This window comes from Caulobacter sp. FV1ye6ST (assembly GCF_058681225.1).
The window spans coordinates 264,700-283,055 of sequence record NZ_CM178733.1 but is presented as its reverse complement, the minus strand read 5'-3'; the positions used below and the strand labels follow the sequence as shown (position 1 = coordinate 283,055).

The window sequence follows — 18,356 nt, the reverse complement described above, 5'->3', positions numbered from 1 at the left end:
ATGGAGGGGCCCGGCGTCATCGACAGGTTCTTGGGCGTCTTCACGTCCTACATCGACTCAGGCTTTGGCCTGCTGGGCGGCGAGGTCGCCTTTATCGCCACCACCCTCATCGTCATCGACGTGACCTTGGCGGCGCTGTTCTGGAGCCTTGGCGAAGGCGAGGACGTGATCGCCCGGCTGATCCGGAAGACGCTGTTCATTGGCGTTTTCGCCTACCTAATCGGCAACTGGAACGGCTTAGCCCGGATCATCTTCGAGAGCTTCGCGGGTCTTGGCCTCAAGGCGTCCGGCACCGGCTTCACCGTCGCCGACCTCCTTCGACCGGGCCGCGTCGCTCAGGCCGGCATTGATGCAGGACGCCCGCTACTGGAGAGCATTTCCGGGCTGATGGGCTACGTGGCGTTCTTCGAGAACTTCATTCAGATCGCCGTGCTTCTGATCGCCTGGCTGATCGTGGTGCTCAGCTTCTTCGTGCTGGCCGTGCAGCTCTTCGTCACCTTGATCGAATTCAAGCTGACCACGCTTTGCGGGTTCGTGCTGATGCCGTGGGGGCTGTTCGGCAAGACGGCGTTCCTGGCCGAACGCGTGCTGGGCAACGTCGTGTCGTCTGGCGTCAAGGTCATGGTGTTGGCCGTCGTGGTCGGGATCGGCTCGACGCTCTTCGACCAGTTCACGGCGGGGTTCGCCAACACACAGCCAACGGTCGAGGAAGCGCTCGCTGTTGTCTTGGCCTCGCTGTGTCTCTTGGGCCTTGGCCTCTTCGCCCCAGGCATCGCCAACGGCTTGGTCTCGGGTGGGCCGCAACTGAGCGCCGGGGCCGCCGTCGGCGCCGGCGCGGCCGCGGGCGGCGCGTTGCTGGCTGGCGGGGCCATGGCCGGCATGGCCGTGGGCGGTGCCGCAGGCCTGGCGGCAGGCGCCGCGCGAGGCGCAGCGACCCTGGCCGGCGGAGCGACCGGGGCCTTTCAATCGGGCGGCGTGGCAGGTGTCGCGCGCGCGGGCGCCCAGGCAGCGGCAAGCCCGCTGCGGAAGATTGCCCAAGATCTCGGCGCCCGGTTCCAGGCGGCTCGCCAACAGCAGGCTGGCCCCCCAAACGGCGGCAGTCCGCCTAGCTCGAACGCCGGGACACAAGGCGGTCCGCCGGCCTGGGCGCGCCGGATGAAGCAGGGCCAGGACGTCGCCCACGGCGCGTCGGCCGTCGGCCATGCGGCGTCGTCCAGCCCGGGTGGCGGCGGCGCGGCGATCGACCTTTCGGAAGGATCCTGAATGATGTTCAAGCGACCCGAGGTTCGCTACGGGCGCACGCCCGAACCCGACACGCCCTATCGGCGGGCGCGCCAAGCCTGGGACGACCGCGAAGGCCGCCTGGCCGTGACTGGACGGCGCGCCTGGACCTTGGCGCTGGTCGAGGCCGGGGTCGTCGTCGCACTTGCCGGCGCGCTCGTTTGGCAGGGCGCGCGCGGCCATGTCGTGCCTTGGGTCGTCGAGGTCGACCGGCTTGGCGAGGCGCGAACCGTGGCGCCGGCCAAGGCCGACTATCGCCCCGCGGACGTGGTGGTCGCCGCGCGGCTGCGCCGGTTCATCGAGGAGGTGCGGTCGATATCCTCGGACCCCATCGTGGTGCGGCAGAACTGGCTTAGCGCCTACGACTTCACGAGCGTTGAGGGCGCCAGGGCGCTGAGCGCCTATGCCCAGGCCAACGATCCCTTCCTGCTGGTCGGCAAGGTCCAGGTCTCGGTCGAGGTTTCCAGTGTCATTCGCGCCTCGCCCGACAGCTTCCGGGTTGCCTGGATCGAGCGCCGCTACCAGGACGGCGCCCTGGTGGCGACCGAGCGATGGGCAGCGATCGTGACCCTCGTCAGCCGCCCGACCCGCAATGTCGAGCAACTGAAGAAGAACCCGCTGGGCGTCTACGTCTCGGCGATCGACTGGTCCAAGGAGATGGCCCCATGAAGCGCCTGCAAAGCCGCAAAGCCGTGGTTGCGGCTTTACTGATCTACGCCCCGGCGGCCCAGGCCGCGCCCCGCGCCGTCGATCCCAAGACGCCCGTGGTAGCGGCCAACGCCGCCGCGCGTGTGCAGCCCGCCCTCGACACCTTCCAAGGCGCGGTGCAGCGCTACGCCTGGACCGAAGGCGGCCTCTACCAGGTGTATGCCGCGCCCGGCCGCGTGACCGATCTCGTCTTGCAGCCCGGCGAGCAGCTGGCGGGGCCGGGCCCGATCGCCGCCGGCGACACCGCGCGCTGGGTGTTGGGCGACACGGAAAGCGGCGTGGGCGCCGAACGCCGCGTCCACGTGCTGGTGAAGCCGACGGCCGCGAACCTCGCCACCAACCTGGTGATCAACACCGACCGGCGCACCTACTATGTCGAGCTGAGGGCCAACGCCTCGACCTACATGGCCTCCGTCGCCTGGACCTATCCGCAAGGAGCCTTGATCGCGGTGTCCAAGCCTGCGGCGCCGCCACCGCCGCCCGCATCGATCACGGCGACGGGCGGCGTCGATATCGCCAACTTGAACTTCAACTACAAGGTCGCCGGCGACCATCCCGCCTGGCGCCCGACCCAAGTCTTCGACGACGGCAAGAAGGTCTTCATCGTCTTCCCCGCCGGCATCGCGCAAGACGACTTGCCGCCGCTCTTCCTCGTCCAGGATGGCCGGCTTGAGCTCGTCAACTACCGTATCAACGGTCGGCAGATGGTGGTGGATCGGTTGTTCGACCAGGCCGAGCTTCGGCTTGGCGACAAGCGCCGCATGCGCCGCGTGAGGCTGGCCCGCGTCGGAAGCCTCGCCCAATGAGCGCGACCGACGACGCCAATGCGACCGCGCGCGACGCCGTCCGGCTGCGGGCGGAGCCACCTCGCGTGGCCCGCTTGTCCCGTCCCGTCGTCATTGCCCTTGGCGGCGTCTCGGCGGTCGCGATCGGCGCGGCCTTGGTGTTGGCCCTGCAATCGCGCAGCCACAGGCCCATTGATCCGAGCACGGATGAACCGGCGGCCCGGCCGCCGCCCAGCGCGGTGGCCGACGCGCCGAAGACCTATGGCGACGTCCCGCGGCTTGGACCGCCATTGCCGGGCGATCTTGGACGCCCGATCGTGGCCGCCCAAAATCGGAGCCAGGAGGTGTCCCCTCCGGCGATGGGGCGCAGCCCCCAGCCGGACGCCGCCGACATGCAGGCAGCCCAGGCCCGTCGCCAGGTGAATGCGGCTGCGCGGACCAGCAGCCTGTTTACGACAAGCGCGGCGCGCACCGCTCCAGCGACGGCCTCGCCCATCGAGAGCACGATGGCGGCGGGCGGGTCCATCATGCCGATCGCGCCGGCCATGACCGCGCCGCCCGCTTCCGGGCAGGCCGCCAAGCGCGCTTTCCTGGATCGCGGGCCCGATGCTTCCACGCAGAGCGCGTTTCGCGTTGCGCCCGCGCCCTCGGGGCCGGCCCTCCAGGCCAACACGGTGATCACCGCTGCCTTGGTAACGGCCGTGAACTCCGACTTGCCTGGTCCCGTCTCCGCCCAAGTGACCCGAAACGTCTATGACAGCCTAACGGGGCGGATCCTGCTGATCCCGCAAGGTTCCAAGTTGGTTGGCGCCTACGACGCCGACGTCTCGTTTGGCCAACGCCGCGTGTTGCTGGCCTGGGACAGGGTGATCTTCCCCGATGGCCGCTCGTTGAAGCTGGACCGGCTGGTTGGGGCCGACGCCGGCGGTGGCTCGGGCCTGCAAGACAAGGTCGACGCCCACTGGGGCTCGATGGCAAAGGCCGCTCTCCTGTCGAGCGTGCTGGGCATCGGCGCCGAACTTGGCTCCGACGACGATGGTGACGTGGCGCGAGCCTTGCGGCGCGGCGTGCAGGACACGGTGAGCCAGGCCGGCCAGCAGGTCGTGCGACGCCAGCTCGACGTCCAGCCAACCCTGACTCTGCGCGCGGGTCTCCCCGTGACGATCCTAGTGACCCGCGACATCGTCTTCGGCGACGGGCTCAGGCCGTAGGCGGACTGCCCGGCAACGCAGACAACAGTCGCCGCAGCGCGGGCTTGGTCGAACCACGGCCGATCACCGCGCGATACGACAGGAACTCCCGGAAGATCGGCCGATAGACGACGCCGCTGACCTTGGCCGCGTTTGCTTCCGAGACCAGGGCGACGCCCTGGCCCAAGGACACAAGGCGTAGCACCGTCGCGGCGCTGGCGGCTTGGGAGACCCAGGACAGGTTGGACGTCGAGCGGCCGCGGCGATGCAGGAGCGCACGAAGGGCTGGATCGGCGTGGGCCAGGACCCTCAATCCCGATAGTTCGCTCCAGCGGATCGAGGCCCGAGCCTGGAGCTCGTGGCCTACTGGCAGCGCCAGTAGTATGCGCTCGCGCCAGGCAGGCTCCCCCGGCTCTCGGTCCATCGAGGCCTGGAACGCGACATCCAGGCGACCCTGGGCCAACTGCTCGGCCAGGACCTGGCCTTCGCCTTCGATGACCTCCAAAGCGAGACCTGGGTCGCCGGAAAGCGCCTGGCGAAGCATGTCTTCGAGCGGTCCTGGACCGAGGGCTCCGACGACGCCGATCCGCAACACGCCCTGGCCAGCCCGGCCGCATTCGCTGACGACATCCACGACCCGGTCTAGCTCGGTCATGGCGCCACGCGCGCCGGCGACGAACTCGCACCCGGCCTGAGTGAGCCGCACACCGCTTGGGCCACGCTCAAAGATCTGGGCGCCGAGACGCTCCTCAAGCTCGCGGATGCGTCGCGACACGGCCGACTGCTGGACGCCAAGCCGCCGCGCCGCGCGGCGAAAGCCGCCGTGCTCCGCGGCGGCCAGTACGTAGCGGAGCTGATGCATGCCCAGGCCAGCCCACGCCGTCGAGCGACCGGGCGGGCGTTCAAAGTCCGAGAGGCGGGCTTGCGTGTCGAACAAAGCTTGGGCGAACCGCATGGCGAAATAACCATCGCCACCGGAGCTCGCGCGAGCGCGCCGGGCTACTCTATAGGACGAATATACGCGCAATATTCGCCACTCGAACCAAGGCTGGCATGGCTTTTTGGTCCCATGGCGCCTTAGACTCGCTCCACGCCGGACAATCCGGCAGCCCTATCGCCCCACGGCGGCCGCGGCCGTGGCGTTCTCGATTGCCACGCGGCCGGACGGATGATGAAGACCTCGCTGGACCACCTGCCCGCTGGCAAGCGCAAGGAGCTCGACTTCGTCGTGCAGGTCCTGCGTGAAGGGTTTGCCGATGCGCTCAGCCGTCGGACCATGCCGCGCTTTCGCAATGGTAAGCTGCTGAAGATCATCTTGTTCGGCAGCTATGCGCGCGGGGACTGGGTCGAGGATCCCAAGGGCCGTTACTTCTCGGACTACGACCTGCTGGTGGTGGTCAACCACGAGGACCTGACGGAGTTGGAGGAGTTCTGGGGCAAGCCGGATGAACGACTTCTCGACGCCCTGGCTTCGGGCGAGCTTCTGCGCACTCAGCCCAACTTCGTGGTCCACAGCCTGGACGATGTGAACGAGCAGCTTCGCCTAGGCCGCTACTTCTTTAAGGACATCCTGAGAGACGGGATTACGCTTTTCGAGGAAAGCGGCTTTCCGTTTGTGCAGCCAACGACGCTATCCGCCCACGATGCCTTCACTCAGACAAAGGGTTACGCTGACGAGTGGCAGCGCAGCGGGGGGAGCTTTGCAAGACTTGCTAAGTTTGCTCGCTCAGACGGCAGCCCCAAAGAGGCAGCATTTCTACTCCATCAGGCCGCCGAGAAATTTTACCATGGCCTCGTACTGACCCTGGCCCTCTACAGCGCGAAGACCCACCGGCTTAACTTGTTGCGCGACCGCGCCGAGGAACTCGACAGTCGGATGCTCGGCATCTGGCCCAGGACCAACAAGTTCGAGCGCCAGGGGTTCGACCTGATCCGCCGAGCCTATGTCGAGGCGCGCTACTCGGACTTCTACCAAATCTCCGACGAGCACCTGGACTGGCTTGAGGCGCGTGTGAGCGACCTGCAGAAGGTCGTTGAGACCATCTGCCAGGAGCGGATCGACCATCTTCGAAAGGCTGCGGCCTGACCGACGGACAAGGTCTTTGAACGCTAGCCCGCGGCGCCCTCATCGAGCGGCAGAGGATACCGCAAGATCGTTGGATCGCCGTCGACGTAACTGATCTCGACAACCTCGTTCATCAGCTCTTGGCCGCCGATGTCGTCGAGGATGGCCTCGAACAGGATTCGCTGCTCGGCCGGCGTAACGAACGGCACGACGATCAGTAGCCCCGCATGGACTTCTTCCTCGGCATAGAGGCGCCGAAAATCCCGGGCGTTGTTGGTGACGAACGTGAAGAGCTCCTGACGGATCGGCTCCATCAGGTTCCAATCCTGTACGCCGGCCATGCCCCGCCAGGTGACGTGTGTCGCCTCGTGGCCGCGATCGATGGCCACCTGCACCAGAGACGTGTGCAGGCACTCATCGACAAGGATGTTCACGACCGATCCGCCGTCGACCCCTTCGGCAGGGGGTCGGACTTCAATTGGACCCTCTTGGCCGAAGTCGCCTTCACCCCGTGGTCGGCCAAACGCTTGGGTCGACCGCGACGAGGATGGGCGGCGACCCACAGCCGGGCGAGCTCGAGCTTGTGTTGATCAAGCTTGGGATAGCCGTCCAGGAGCTCGCTTGGGTCCGCGCCAGCGTCCAACATAGCGGCAATGGCGTAGACCGGGATGCGGGTGCCGCGAAACACCGGCTCGCCGCTCAAGGTCGCCGCGTCGCTATGGATGAGCGCCTCGGCGGTCTCGAGATCCCGGACCCTGGCGTCCACTTCACGACGGGCCTCCGCAACATCGACGTGCAGGACGCTATTGGCCTGCACCATCCGCGCATTGGGCATAGCTTCGACCTGACGAAACAGGACCTGTCGGCGATCGACCGGCAAGCTGCCCGCCAGGAAGTGCTCGAGCCGCATGCAGAGCAGATGGCTATGGGTGAGATAGCGGCGCGCGGAACGCCCCGCCTGGGGTCTGGCGACATCGACGATGTGCTTGTCGATCAGATTGTTGACCGCCTTCAGCGCCAGTCCGCTGACCGCGGCGGCTTCGGCGGGAGTGTAGAGGCGAGCGGCGCCCATAATTCATCTCCATCCAGAGAATAAATAATAAGCACTCCCTGTCTATCCGCCAAGGGGTATGCGCGCTCTTGATCGCCACACCCGACGCCCGTAACCATCCAAACGCGGGCGCCGCTCTATAGGCCTCGATCTTGAGCCGGGGGTAATCGGCGGCGGTCGGGGCTGAAATCAGCGGGCCTTTCGCGAACGCACGAGGTTCCAACGCCCGCCCCCAACTCGCCTATCGGTGTTCGCCGCTTGCGCCAGGCCTCCGATTGATTCAGGATTCAACCGCCGGCGCCTAGCGCGCTGGTGGGGCGTGGAAACCCCGTGCGATAACTAGAGCCATAGCGAAAAGCCCTCTGCGGCTGACCGCGCGCGCCTGCCTAGCGGGCTCGCATGAACGTGTCCGCGTCTTCGCGGCCGCGCGTCCCTAGCCGCCCGAGTGTTTCCGTTTCGCCTCCGAGACCAGCGGAGTTGGCGATGGACCGGAACATCCCGCGCGTAGCCACCCAGCCCGACGGCGGGTGGGATGGCGACCAAGATCTTGACCAGCTCTATCGGCGCTACGCGCCGTGGCTGGAGGCGATGCTGCGCAAGCGCTTTGGCCAGGGGCTCGAGGCCGAGGACGTTGTCCAGGAGACCTATGTGCGCCTAGCGCCGCATGACCCGGCTAGCATCCGCCGTCCGCAAGCGCTGCTCATGCGGGTCGCCGTGAACCTCGCCAAGGATGTCTTGCGGCGTCGCGCCGTGCGAGGACGCTTCGCAGACCAAGGTCGCCAGGCCGAGGTCGGCCCGCCCATGGTGGGCGCTCCCTTGGACGATCTCTTGCTCAAGGAGGCGATCCTCTCCATTCCGGAGGCCTATCGCGACGTCTTCATCTTGAGCCGCTTTCACGGATTGACGTATGAAGAGATCGCCACACGCTGTGGTTTATCGGTCAAGGCCGTCGAATGGCGGCTGAGCAAGGCGATGTCCCATTGCACCACGCGGCAGCAGGATTGAGCGGAAGACGGCCATGACTCTCTCGACCGTTCCGACAGACCAAGCGCGACACGAGGCCGCCGATTGGTTCGCGCGCCTCAAGAAGCGCGACGTCGCCGCCTCCGAACTGGAGGCGTTCCGGCTGTGGCGCAAGGCGCCTGGTCACAAGGAAGCCTATGACGAGATCGATGCGCTCTGGCGGCGGAGCGACTCCCTTAAAGCGGATCCAGAGATCCAGGCCGCCATGGCCGAAACGCTCTCAAGGGCAAAACCTTCAACACGTCGTGCAAGGGGCACTGGGCCGATCATCGCCTTCGCGGGGTTGACTGCCGTGGTCGTGCTTGGCTCGGCCGGCTATTTTGCGTGGGGTCCAAGGACCTATTCGACGGGCGTTGGCGAACAACGCCTCGTGCGCCTCGCGGATGGCTCGACGCTGAAGCTCGATACTGACACGCGTGTCCAGGTGCGCCTCTCGGGCCAGCGCCGCGACATCCAGCTGGAAAAAGGCCAGGCGCTGTTCGACGTCGCGCATGACCCGTCCCGCCCCTTCGTCGTGCGGGCGGACGGCACCGCCGTGACCGCCCTGGGAACGAGCTTCGACGTTCGGCGAGACAACCAAGGCGTTCGCGTCACCTTGGTCAGGGGCTCGGTCGAGGTCCGCCACGATGGTGAAGGAACCGACGGTGTCTGGCGCCTCGCCCCAGGCCAAGGGATTCGTACGGGCGCGCAGGCGCCGACGCCCAGGCCCGTCGATGTCGTTTCGGCGACCAGCTGGACCAGCGGGCGGCTCGTCTTCCACGCCACGCCGCTCGTGGACGCGGTGGCCGAGGTCAATCGCTACAACCGGACCCGGGTGGAGCTTGATCTTGGGTCTATGGCCAGTGACCCGATCACCGGCGCCTTCGACGCCGGCGACACCGAGACCTTCGTCGGATCGGTGGCGGAACTGCACGATCTGGCGGTCACGCGGCCGGCCAAGGGCGTGATCCGGCTCAGTCGGGCGGAAGGCCGCAGCGCGAGCCAGTAGAATTTTCTTCAGTCGCTCCAGGGACGAAGGCGGGGTGGCGCGTCAATCCGACGACGTCATGTTCCGTGCCTCGAAGATCCGTCCGACGACGGACGCCGGCCAGGCGTCCGAGGGGACTATTTTCGTGCGCATCAACGCTTTTAAACGGCGGCTATTGGCGGGGATCGCCGCCTCGATCCTGGCGGCTCCCATGGTTTCGGCGCAGGCGCTTGCCGCGCCCGTGGCCCAAGCTCCGCTGGTCGAGTTCAACATTCCCGCAGGCTCACTGGACACTGCCTTGCTCGCCTTCGCGGCCCAGAGCGGACGCCAGCTCGTCTATACACCTGACCTTGTCGTTGGCCTGCAGACCACCGGACTGCGCGGGCGCTTGGAACCGGAGCAAGCCATCGAGAAGCTTCTGTCCGGCTTGCCGATCGATGTTCGCCGTGGCGGCGCCAACGCGTTCGTTCTCAAACGCCGCCCGGCCCAGGTGAACCTCGTCGAACCGCGCTCGGTGCTGTCGCAGGCCGAACCCCAGGCGGCCGAACCGACGGCGCTTGAGGAGCTTGTCGTTACGGGATCGCTCATTCGGGGGTCGGCTAACGGCGTCTCACCGGTAGTCACCTTGTCTCGGGACGACCTTGATCGGTCTGGCCGCGCAAACATCTCCGACATGCTGACCGAGCTGCCGCAAGCCTTCGGCGGCGCCAGCTCGCCGGACGCGGCCTTGGCCAACACGGACGGAACAGGGTCGAACCTTGCCATGTCGACCGGCGTGAACCTGCGCGGCCTGGGCGCCTCGGCGACGCTGGTCCTGGTCAATGGACGACGTATGTCAGGCTCTGGCCTGCAAGGCGATTTCGCCGATGTTTCGGCCCTGCCGGCCTCGGCCGTCGATCGCGTTGAAATACTGCTGGATGGCGCCTCGGCCCTCTACGGTTCCGACGCGGTGGGTGGCGTCATCAACGTCATACTCAAGAAGGATTTCTCGGGAGCCGAGACGCGGGCTCGCGTCGGGGCGGCGACCGGTGGGGGCGCCTTCGAGCGTCAATTCGCCCAGACGTTTGGCGCCGCATGGTCCAGTGGCCACGCCCTGATCTCGTACGAGCACTATGAGCGAGACCACTTGGCAAGCGCCGATCGCGCCTTCACCGCCAACGCGGACCTGCGTTCGTTGGGCGGGACGGACCATCGGCTAGTCACCAGCCACCCTGGCAACATCCTGGTGCTCAACGCCGCCGCCGGCGTCTATGTGCCGACGTGGGCGATCCCAGCAGGGCAATCGGGGACGGGGCTGACACCAGCCAGTTTCCAGGCCGGCGTCGTCAACCTGGAAAACCAGCGCACGGGCTCCGACATCCTACCCAAACAGGATCGCGACGGCGCCTACCTAGCCTTCGCGCAAGAACTCGCCCCTCGGCTGGAAATCAGCGGCGACGCCCGGATCAGCAAGCGGCGCTCCGCCTTCGCGCTGCCTGGCTCGGTGACCAACCTGACCGTGACACGCGCCAACCCCTATTTCGTCTCGCCCAATGGCTCGACGTCCCACGTCATCGGCTATTCCTTCACCGACGAACTTGGACCGCTGCGCTCACGCGGGACGTCCGACAGCCTCGGAGCGTCGCTGGCGGCCGATATCGACCTGGGGCGCACGTGGCACGCCAACCTCTATGGCGCCTACGCCGAAGAGGTGATGCGGCGATCCAGCACCAACCGCCTGAACACCCGCTTCCTCAGCGAAGCGCTCGGCACGATCGCCGACGATCCAGCGACCACCTATGTCGCCGCGCGTGATGGCTACTTCAATCCGTTTGGCGATGGCGGCGCCAACAGCAAGGCGGTGCTCGACTTCATTGGCAGCGGCTATGTCCACAGTCGCTACGCTAGCAACGTCACCACCCTGAACGGCCAGGCTGACGGGACGCTGTTTAGCCTTCCCGGCGGCCCCGTGAAACTGGCCGTCGGCGGCCAGTTTCGCCAAGAACACTTTGATACGCGCACGCTGGCCATGACCTCGCGGGCAACCGAGACGAGGACCGTCACAGGCCCGTTCAGGCGCACCGTCAGCGCCGGTTTCGCGGAACTTCGCGTGCCTCTGGTCGGCCCTGACAACGCCCTCCCCGGCGTCCAGCGGCTTGAACTCTCGGTCGCCGGCCGCATCGAGCGGTATGACGATGTGGGGAGCACAAGCAACCCGAAGATCGGCGTGCTGTGGGTTCCGACCCAGTCCGTGAACCTGCGCGCCAGCTACGGCACTTCCTTCCGGGCGCCGTCCTTGCCGCAAGTCTTCGAGCCACAGGATGCTGGGCCCGTGTTCCTGCCCAATGCAGGCGTCAACAGGCTTGTGCTTCTCAGGGCGGGCGGCAATCCCAACCTCCAGCCCGAGAAGGCAAAGTCTTGGACGGCCGGCGTCGACTACGCGTCGGAGCGTTGGCCGGGCCTGAAAGTGTCCGCGACCTGGTTCGACACGCGCTTTGCCGGGCAGATCGGCACGCCCGTCTACGAAAACATCTACAACGTGCTCGGAAACGTCGCCTACGGCGCGTTCGTGCAGTACCTGGATCCAAACAACGCGGCGGACCAAGCCAAGATCGCCGCGTTGATCGCCACGACGACCAACGGGGGCCTCTACCCGGCCAACGCCTATACCGCCATCGTCGATGGGCGCTACGTCAATACGGGCGGCCTGCATGTCCAAGGCCTCGACCTGTCAGGACGGTTCGGCCGCGACCTTGCCGGGGGGCGTCTCGACCTGACCGGCGCTGTTACGTACCTGCTCGACTACGAGCGCAAGGTCACGCCCGACACCGGTTGGCTTACGCTTCTCAACACCGCCGGCCAACCGGTCGACTTGCGCGCCAAGCTAGGCGCCAGCTGGTCTCGGAAGGCTTGGTCGATAGCCACGGGCGTCAACTACGTCGATGACTACGCCACCGCCAGCGGCGTGAAGATCGACAGTTGGACGACTGCCGACGCCCAGGTCTCATGGCGCGGACAGGGCGAGGGCGTGACCAACGGCCTGACGCTGTCCTTGTCCGTCCAGAACCTGTTCGACACCGATCCTCCCTTCTACGACACGCCGGTCGGGGTGGGCTATGATCCCGCCAACGCCGATCCCCTAGGTCGCTTCGTCTCCCTTCAGCTCACCAAGCGCTGGTAGGCGGAGATAACCATGACCTCAAGCTGGCTGGGCCGCCTCTTGGCGGCCTGGCTGGCCCTGGGCGCATGCGCGGCCGGGGCCCAGCCTCTCACCCTTGATCGCCTCCTGGCGCAGGAAGCCCTCGGTGGCAGCGCGCTGTCACCAGACGGCCGCCATCTCGTGATCGAAACCGAACGGCCCTACGATCAGGCCGACCGCTTTGATTTCGAGATACCCGCCGCCGCCAATGGTCGGCTGATGATCGTCGATCTCACGCGGCGCGAACGCGCAAGACCCTTGCTCAAGCCCAGCCCCAAGGCCGGCTACATTGCGGGCCCCTTCGCGCCCAGTGGCCGGAAGATAGTCGTCCATCGTTGGATGGCGCGGCGGTGGGACACCGGCGTGGTCGACCTGCGGACCGGGTCTGTCCGTTGGCTCGGCTTTGGTGTCGACCAGGGCCTTTATGGACGGAGCCTCCACTGGCTGTCGGATACGTCGCTGGTGGCTATCGCCCTGGAGCAGGGCGACGCGCCGATCCACGTCAAGCTCGGATGGCAAAACCAAGCCAGGACGACAGCGCTTTGGGAACGCCAGTCCCTCGGCAAGGTCGCGTCGGTGACGGTCATGGGAAGCGGGGCTGCGCGCCGCGCGACAGCCAACGAAAGTCGACGTCTCGTCCGTCTCGACCTTAGGACTGGCAATGTCACGACGCTGGCGACTGGCGGACTCCTCGACCTGGAAGTCTCGCCGAGCGGACGGTTCATCGCCGCCTTGAGCGAGGCCGAACCCATTGGGCTCGTGGACACCCCTGCGGTTCGCATGAGCGCGCCCAATCGGCGCCGCGCCTTAATGATCATCGACTTGAAGACCGGAGCTCGCAAAGACCCGTGCACGTCTTGCACCACCCTGATCCAGCCAATGGCCTGGGCGCCAACGGGGGACCGCCTCTTGGCCTACCAACATGATGCGCGGTCCTCCGAAGAGACGGGCCAATTGGTGGTCATCGACGGCGCGACCGGCAAGCGTTCGAGTGTTGGAGGCGGCGTGCGGCCTGACTTGGACTATGGCGGGGAGGGGTTCGCCACCGTCCATGCCGATTGGCTCGGGGATCGCCCGATCGTGCTGGCCAAAACGGCCGAGGCCAGCAGGGCTGACTGGCTTGCCCTCACTGGCGAGCGCGCCATCAATCTGACCTCGACCTTGCCCGCCGCTCCTGCCGATATCGCGATCGTCGACGACAAAGTGATGCTTGGCCTTGTGGATGGCGTCGCCTGGCGGATCGACGCCGCTGGCGCTGTCCGCATGAAGGGGGCTGGGACAGCTTGGTTTCGGCCCGCCACCTTCGGCGCCGGGTCACGCATCGCGGCCGCGCCCTGGCGCTCGCCGACCCCCTTGCTGCGTGGTGCGCTGGGGCTCGTCGATCCGTCTTCGGCGGACCTCACTCCGCTTGGCCCGGACGCCAGGCCGCTCGTCCTCGCGGCTGCGGGGCTCGTCTATGAGGAGCGTCCGCCGAACGGCGCGGCCAGGGTCGCAGTTTCCGGAGGCATCGATCACGACCGAGAGCTCCTGAGGATCAACCAGGGCCTCGCCCAGCTCGACCTTGGCCAAGTGCGCGCCATCGAGACGACCGGACGTGATGGCAAGCCGGTCAGGAGCTGGCTACGCCTGCCGCCCAGCTGGCGGCCAGGCCAGCGCCTGGCGCTGGTCGTCGTGCCCTACCCAGGATCGGCGCCCCAGCGTGTTCCAAGCCGGCTTGGCGTCTCGCCCCAAGCGATGACGCCGAACGCACCGCTGCTCGCGGCTCAGGGCTACGCCGTCCTCGTGCCGGGATTGCCGCGTGATCGCTCCAAGGGTGAACCCGCCGAGGGATTGGCCGACCAGATCCTGGCCGTGGTCGATGGAGTCGTGGACCAAGGTTATGCCGATCCCGAGCGCTTGGCGCTCTGGGGGCATAGTTTTGGGGGTTACGCTGCCCTCGTGACGGCGACGCAGACCCATCGGTTCAAGGCGATCATCGCCCAGTCGGGTCCTTCCAACTATATCGCGCGGTGGGGCGCGGTGCAGCCTTACTTCTCGACCGCGCCGGAAGATGGCGCGCCCAATCCAAGCTACATGGGATACGGCGAGACAGGCCAAGGGGCGCTCAAGGGCCCGCCGTGGCGCGAGACCGCGCGCTACGTGAGAAATAGCCCGCTCTTGCAGGCGGACCGGATCACCACGCCGTTGATGCTGATCTTCGCCGACCAGGATCACGTCCCGCTCTCCGAGGGCCAAGCCATGTTCAACGCCCTCTATCGGCAGGACAAGGACGCCACCCTGGTCTCGCTGTTTGGCGAAGGTCATTTGCCGACGAGCCCAGCCAACATCCGCGCCATCTACGCGGAGGTCCTGCCCTGGCTTTCCGATCGCCTCGCGCGGCCGCTCCCGGCCGCCAGCGACCCCACGCGCGCCTCCCAGTGACGGACAAACGCCTCAAGGATGAGAATCTCGAAGAGGCGTGGATAGTCGCCTTCGTGGATAAGCCGGTCTGGATCGAGGAGGGCTTCGACCTCTCCTCGATCCAGGACTTGTTCCTGGGCCAGTCGGCCCTCCAGAAGGAAGGGAACGATTGCCGGAAGGCTCCGAAGGACCATGCGGCCATAGTAGGCGGTCAGGTCCCCCTTGGAGCGACGGTCGCGGACGGCGTCTGGCAGCTGCCCCGCGAACACGTCGCGCGCCAGCGATCGGCCTTGCCCGTTCCGTGCAAGATCAATCGCCGGCGCGGCTAGGACCGCCTCCTGGACGGGCTGGTGGAGAAGTGGATGGATCAGCTTGGCCTGCCGGCCTCGGAGGCTGGCGCCATGAAACAGTTGGGCGCGGGCCAGGCTGCGGACTTGTCGAGCCTTGGCGGGTGGAAGCGCTCGAGAGAGCCACGGGTGGTCTTCGCCGCCAGTCGGGGCCGGCCGCGCCCTCCACGCTTCCCGGGCGGCCTCGCCCAGGAGCGACCAGACCGAGCGGCGATTCCATCGCGCCGCGGTCTCAAGTTGTCGCCATAGGGGATCGGCGCGAGGGTGCCGAAGCCACGGGCCCCACAGCTCCGACACGATGGCCGGCGTTGGGCTCTGGAAGAAAACGATATCGCCACCCTGCCCCGTCAGGATCCGCCCTGCGCCGCTGGCCTGGGCTTGGGCCGCCATCTCTGCATCGTAGTGGCGATCGACGCCGTTGACGGATGGGCGTACGGCCACCGGCAGGTTTTCAAGGGCGGCAGCGTCCAGCACCCACTCCGGCTTTTGCAGCTCGACAAGATCCACGCCGGCGCATCCCGCGACAGCCCTTGCGAAAGGCCGCTCGTCGCTTGCCGGGTCCGAGGCGTGAAAGTTCACGAAGCGCGATCGCGACTCACCGCCCAACCTGGCCAGCGTGGTCGACATGATCGCCGAGTCGAGCCCGCCGGAGATCTCCGCCAAGATTGTCTCGCCCGAGGCCAGTTCGGCGGTCAGGCTTTCCTCGACGGCCTGGGCGACGGCCTTTCGCGAGGCCTCATAGGACCCGTGCGGCGTGCTGGCGACGATCACCGGATCCCAAGCCAAGCGGCGGAGACCCGACGAGCCGAGCGTCTTCAGCTCGCCTGGCAGCACGGGCGCGACGCCGACGAGGCCAAGGCGCACGCCCGGCGTGGGTTGGCCCCTTGCGAGCACGGCGATTTGCTTCCAGTCCAGGCCAAGGTCGATCGGCATGGCCAAGGCGGGGAGATCGTCGGGGATCTCGGAACCCGCCACCCACCCGAGCGCGCTTTCCCAGGCTAGGCAATCCATGTGGCCCGAGGGATCGCGCATGACCGCGCGAGCGCCTGGTGCGACAAGGACGTATCGGCCCCAGTAGCAAGAGACCATGTGACTGGCCGCCCGCCACGACGGGTCTTCTTGAGTGGCTGGCGGCTCTAGCCTGGGCGGCGCCGGGCGACCGCTTCCACGGACGAAAAGCTCGCCGACAACCCATTGGTCACCGAGATCACGGACGGGCGTTTCGTCCCGCGTGAACAGACATGCGGCGTCGTTGGCGCGGGCTAGTCGCCATCCGATCGCCTTCAGGCCCGGCTCCAAGGCCTCTCGGGATCGGCGTGTCGCGGCGTCGCCATAGACGACAAGGAAGCCCTCCATCAGACCACCAGAATGGGTTCAAAGGCGACGAGTCGATCGGCCGTGTCGTCCAGCGCCGTCTCGCCGACCTGCAGCCAGCAGTGAGCCAGGAAAGGCCAAGTTCGCACGCCGAACACCCAGCGCGCGTCGTATCCACGTCTGCGCAAAACCTGCAGCAACAGGAACGCCCGATAGAGGCAGACGCCTTGGAAGGGCAGCCAAGGCAAGACACGCTCGAAGGCCGCAACCAACTTGATCGCGCCGTCGATTGGCTTGTCGATACCGCCGCCCTTGCGCCCGTTGCGAGCGACCTTGAGCAGGCTGTCAAAGGACCGACCGTGGTAGTGCGTGAACATCGAAAGCCACGCGCCAAGGATCACGGCGAGATCGTTGGCGGAGACGCGCTCCGCCGTCCTCATGCCAAGGTCCCGCGTCGGACGCGGCGACGTGGCGTCGTGCGGGGCGGAAGGGCTGGAAGCCAGGAAACCCGCGCCTTCGAATTCTTCGGCCAGGGCAGCGTCGCTGATCGTGACGGTTCGCCCGACAACCTGAACGGCGCCAGCAGCGTCCGGCAAACAGAAGTAGGCGTTGTTGCGGGTGTCGAGCACGACAATGTCGGCTCCGATAGCGGCGAGATAAGCGTTCGGCGAAAGATGGCTAGGCACGTGGATTTCCCGAGAACGCGGCGCCGGCGCACCGACGCCGCTTAGGTTCAGCCCTGTTCGAAATGGAACGTCGCCATTTCCAGGCCCGTACCGGAATCGCCTCGGGTCAGGCGCTTGGCGTCACCCAGGCGGATGAGCCGGCTCTTGGATTGGGTCTGCATCGCAGCCTCCATGAGATTGGTCCGAAACTGGGCGGCTCCAGCGGAGCCGCCCATCGTCGCCAGCTAGGCCGGCGGGCTTGTCAGCCGATGTCCTTGCGGATCAGGGCGTTCTCGACGCCGGGGCCGTCTTCGCCTTGCGTCAGGCGCTTGGCGTCGCCCAGGCGGATGAGGCGCTTCTTGCTGGTGATGGTCATGGCACGCTCCTTTGATGAAATCGCCGCACCGTTGCGGCGAAATCATCAGCGCACCTATCAATCTGCATTGGCAGAATATTGCACCTATAGGCTGGATATAGTCGCCCGAGCTCGCATAACGCGAACCAACTCTCCCGCGCGCTCCTGGCGCGCTTGATGGAAACCAATGATGGCCTGGACGCGCTCGGCGGGCGTTTGCGTCAGGGCTTCTTGCAGGGCCGCCCCTTCGTCCTGGAGGGGGAAGAGTTCGGACTCGGCGATGGCCGCGGGGGCTAGGCGATCGCTGGCCACGCGATAGGCCTCGAACAGCGCGCGATTGCCGCCTTGGGCGATGACTTGGTCGAACACCTGCCTTATCGCCTGGGCGGGCCCCATCGCTGGCGGGTGCTCGACATCATCAGCGATCCACGCGCCGCGTCCCTGGGTGACCAGGGCGCCCTCGACGGCGCCGACGAGGTAGAGACTGCGCAAGCCGTAGAGTTCGACAAGGTCGGAGATGTCGAGACGCCGCGCGAAGTAACCGCGTCCGCGTCGATCCTCGATCAGGCCTTCCCCCGCCAGCCGCGAGAGCGCCTCGCGGATCGGCGTGGCGCTCAGCCCAAGGTCTTGGGCTAGGTCGGTGACGGTCAGCGGTTCTCCCAACACCATCCGCCCGCTGGCGATCGCATGGCGAAGGGCCTCGAGAGCGGTGCTGAAGGGATCCCTCGGCTTTCCGTGTGAAGTAATTCTCAAACGGGCCTCCAAACGCTATGCCCGCCAGAAAATCGCTCCGGCACGCTACTATTCACAGTTAGTCGCAATTACTCGACAGTCAACCGTGAGCAGAAGGTCTTATATTATTCTACTACGCATAATATTTGCGCGTATGCGCATTATCTATGCGCGTATAGATTTGCGCTTTACTTGACACTGCCCTAAGAACGGCGCCCTTGCCCGGAGCGCCGCCATCTTGCCGCGCACCGACTTCCGCTAGGCGCCAAAGCGTTGGTATACCTAGGGTAGATTG

15 protein-coding genes are annotated in these 18,356 nt (G+C 66.5%); 9 read left to right on the top strand and 6 right to left on the bottom strand.

Going from position 1 to position 18,356, the window contains the following annotated elements:
- From trbL to ACW175_RS01535, 4 genes are read left to right on the top strand one after another with little or no spacing between them, the layout of a single operon-like run.
- A complete protein-coding gene (gene trbL, locus ACW175_RS01550) occupies positions 1-1,263 on the top strand; it encodes a P-type conjugative transfer protein TrbL (protein ID WP_492102918.1) in 1,263 nt (420 codons plus the stop codon).
- A 3-nt stretch (positions 1,264-1,266) separates the two neighbouring features.
- Positions 1,267-1,950 carry a conjugal transfer protein TrbF gene (gene trbF / locus ACW175_RS01545; RefSeq protein ID WP_492104875.1) on the top strand — a complete coding sequence of 228 codons (684 nt, stop codon included), beginning with the start codon at positions 1,267-1,269 and terminating at the stop codon, positions 1,948-1,950.
- Positions 1,947-2,795, top strand: a complete 849-nt coding sequence (trbG, locus tag ACW175_RS01540; RefSeq protein ID WP_492102917.1) for a P-type conjugative transfer protein TrbG — start codon at positions 1,947-1,949, stop codon at positions 2,793-2,795. Before trbF ends, trbG begins: the two co-directional genes overlap by 4 nt.
- On the top strand, positions 2,792-3,985 hold the full coding sequence (locus ACW175_RS01535; RefSeq protein WP_492102916.1) for a TraB/TrbI/VirB10 family type IV secretion system protein: 1,194 nt from the start codon (positions 2,792-2,794) through the stop codon (positions 3,983-3,985). Before trbG ends, ACW175_RS01535 begins: the two co-directional genes overlap by 4 nt.
- On the opposite strand, the gene ACW175_RS01530 is transcribed toward ACW175_RS01535, so the two are convergent.
- Positions 3,975-4,919, bottom strand: coding sequence for a LysR family transcriptional regulator (locus tag ACW175_RS01530; protein WP_492102915.1), 945 nt, complete (start codon positions 4,917-4,919; stop codon positions 3,975-3,977). The genes ACW175_RS01535 and ACW175_RS01530 overlap by 11 nt on opposite strands.
- Positions 4,920-5,132: 213 nt before the next feature.
- Here ACW175_RS01530 and ACW175_RS01525 point away from each other — a divergent pair, with 213 nt between their 5' ends.
- Positions 5,133-6,050 (top strand): HEPN domain-containing protein, encoded by a 918-nt coding sequence (locus tag ACW175_RS01525; RefSeq protein WP_492102914.1) that lies wholly within the window; start codon positions 5,133-5,135, stop codon positions 6,048-6,050.
- Between the two features lie 23 nt (positions 6,051-6,073).
- On the opposite strand, the gene ACW175_RS01520 is transcribed toward ACW175_RS01525, so the two are convergent.
- Together ACW175_RS01520 and ACW175_RS01515 are read right to left on the bottom strand one after the other, a co-directional pair.
- A complete protein-coding gene (locus ACW175_RS01520; protein WP_492102913.1) occupies positions 6,074-6,463 on the bottom strand; it encodes a DUF5615 family PIN-like protein in 390 nt (129 codons plus the stop codon).
- Positions 6,460-7,101, bottom strand: coding sequence for a DUF433 domain-containing protein (locus tag ACW175_RS01515; RefSeq protein ID WP_492102912.1), 642 nt, complete (start codon positions 7,099-7,101; stop codon positions 6,460-6,462). Before ACW175_RS01515 ends, ACW175_RS01520 begins: the two co-directional genes overlap by 4 nt.
- Positions 7,102-7,563: 462 nt before the next feature.
- On the opposite strand from ACW175_RS01515, the gene ACW175_RS01510 reads away from it, so the two are divergent.
- The 4 genes from ACW175_RS01510 (at position 7,564) to ACW175_RS01495 (ending at position 14,669) form a co-directional block, all read left to right on the top strand.
- On the top strand, positions 7,564-8,085 hold the full coding sequence (locus ACW175_RS01510; protein ID WP_492102911.1) for an RNA polymerase sigma factor: 522 nt from the start codon (positions 7,564-7,566) through the stop codon (positions 8,083-8,085).
- 13 nt (positions 8,086-8,098) lie between these two features.
- Positions 8,099-9,091 carry a FecR family protein gene (locus tag ACW175_RS01505; protein ID WP_492102910.1) on the top strand — a complete coding sequence of 331 codons (993 nt, stop codon included), beginning with the start codon at positions 8,099-8,101 and terminating at the stop codon, positions 9,089-9,091.
- Positions 9,092-9,215: 124 nt separating this feature from the next.
- Positions 9,216-12,230 carry a TonB-dependent receptor gene (locus ACW175_RS01500; protein WP_492102909.1) on the top strand — a complete coding sequence of 1,005 codons (3,015 nt, stop codon included), beginning with the start codon at positions 9,216-9,218 and terminating at the stop codon, positions 12,228-12,230.
- 12 nt (positions 12,231-12,242) lie between these two features.
- Positions 12,243-14,669 (top strand): S9 family peptidase, encoded by a 2,427-nt coding sequence (locus ACW175_RS01495; protein WP_492102908.1) that lies wholly within the window; start codon positions 12,243-12,245, stop codon positions 14,667-14,669.
- Here the strand turns inward: ACW175_RS01495 and ACW175_RS01490 are convergent.
- From ACW175_RS01490 to ACW175_RS01480, 3 genes are all read right to left on the bottom strand, one after another.
- Positions 14,585-16,027 carry an asparagine synthase-related protein gene (locus tag ACW175_RS01490; RefSeq protein ID WP_492102907.1) on the bottom strand — a complete coding sequence of 481 codons (1,443 nt, stop codon included), beginning with the start codon at positions 16,025-16,027 and terminating at the stop codon, positions 14,585-14,587. The genes ACW175_RS01495 and ACW175_RS01490 overlap by 85 nt on opposite strands.
- Positions 16,028-16,350: 323 nt before the next feature.
- On the bottom strand, positions 16,351-16,995 hold the full coding sequence (locus tag ACW175_RS01485) for a lasso peptide biosynthesis B2 protein (protein ID WP_492102906.1): 645 nt from the start codon (positions 16,993-16,995) through the stop codon (positions 16,351-16,353).
- 439 nt (positions 16,996-17,434) lie between these two features.
- Positions 17,435-18,082, bottom strand: coding sequence for a GntR family transcriptional regulator (locus tag ACW175_RS01480; protein WP_492102905.1), 648 nt, complete (start codon positions 18,080-18,082; stop codon positions 17,435-17,437).
- Between the last annotated feature and the right edge of the window lie 274 nt (positions 18,083-18,356).

Excerpts from the sequence above, each read along its gene's own strand:
- ACW175_RS01490 (WP_492102907.1), bottom strand. The coding sequence starts at position 16,027 with ATGCGCGATCCCTCGGGCCACATGGATTGCCTAGCCTGGGAAAGCGCG.
- ACW175_RS01530 (WP_492102915.1), bottom strand. The coding sequence starts at position 4,919 with ATGCGGTTCGCCCAAGCTTTGTTCGACACGCAAGCCCGCCTCTCGGAC.
- ACW175_RS01510 (WP_492102911.1), top strand. The coding sequence starts at position 7,564 with ATGGACCGGAACATCCCGCGCGTAGCCACCCAGCCCGACGGCGGGTGG.
- trbF (WP_492104875.1), top strand. The coding sequence starts at position 1,267 with ATGTTCAAGCGACCCGAGGTTCGCTACGGGCGCACGCCCGAACCCGAC.
- trbL (WP_492102918.1), top strand. The coding sequence starts at position 1 with ATGGAGGGGCCCGGCGTCATCGACAGGTTCTTGGGCGTCTTCACGTCC.
- trbG (WP_492102917.1), top strand. The coding sequence starts at position 1,947 with ATGAAGCGCCTGCAAAGCCGCAAAGCCGTGGTTGCGGCTTTACTGATC.
- ACW175_RS01535 (WP_492102916.1), top strand. The coding sequence starts at position 2,792 with ATGAGCGCGACCGACGACGCCAATGCGACCGCGCGCGACGCCGTCCGG.
- ACW175_RS01495 (WP_492102908.1), top strand. The coding sequence starts at position 12,243 with ATGACCTCAAGCTGGCTGGGCCGCCTCTTGGCGGCCTGGCTGGCCCTG.
- ACW175_RS01515 (WP_492102912.1), bottom strand. The coding sequence starts at position 7,101 with ATGGGCGCCGCTCGCCTCTACACTCCCGCCGAAGCCGCCGCGGTCAGC.
- ACW175_RS01505 (WP_492102910.1), top strand. The coding sequence starts at position 8,099 with ATGACTCTCTCGACCGTTCCGACAGACCAAGCGCGACACGAGGCCGCC.
- ACW175_RS01525 (WP_492102914.1), top strand. The coding sequence starts at position 5,133 with ATGATGAAGACCTCGCTGGACCACCTGCCCGCTGGCAAGCGCAAGGAG.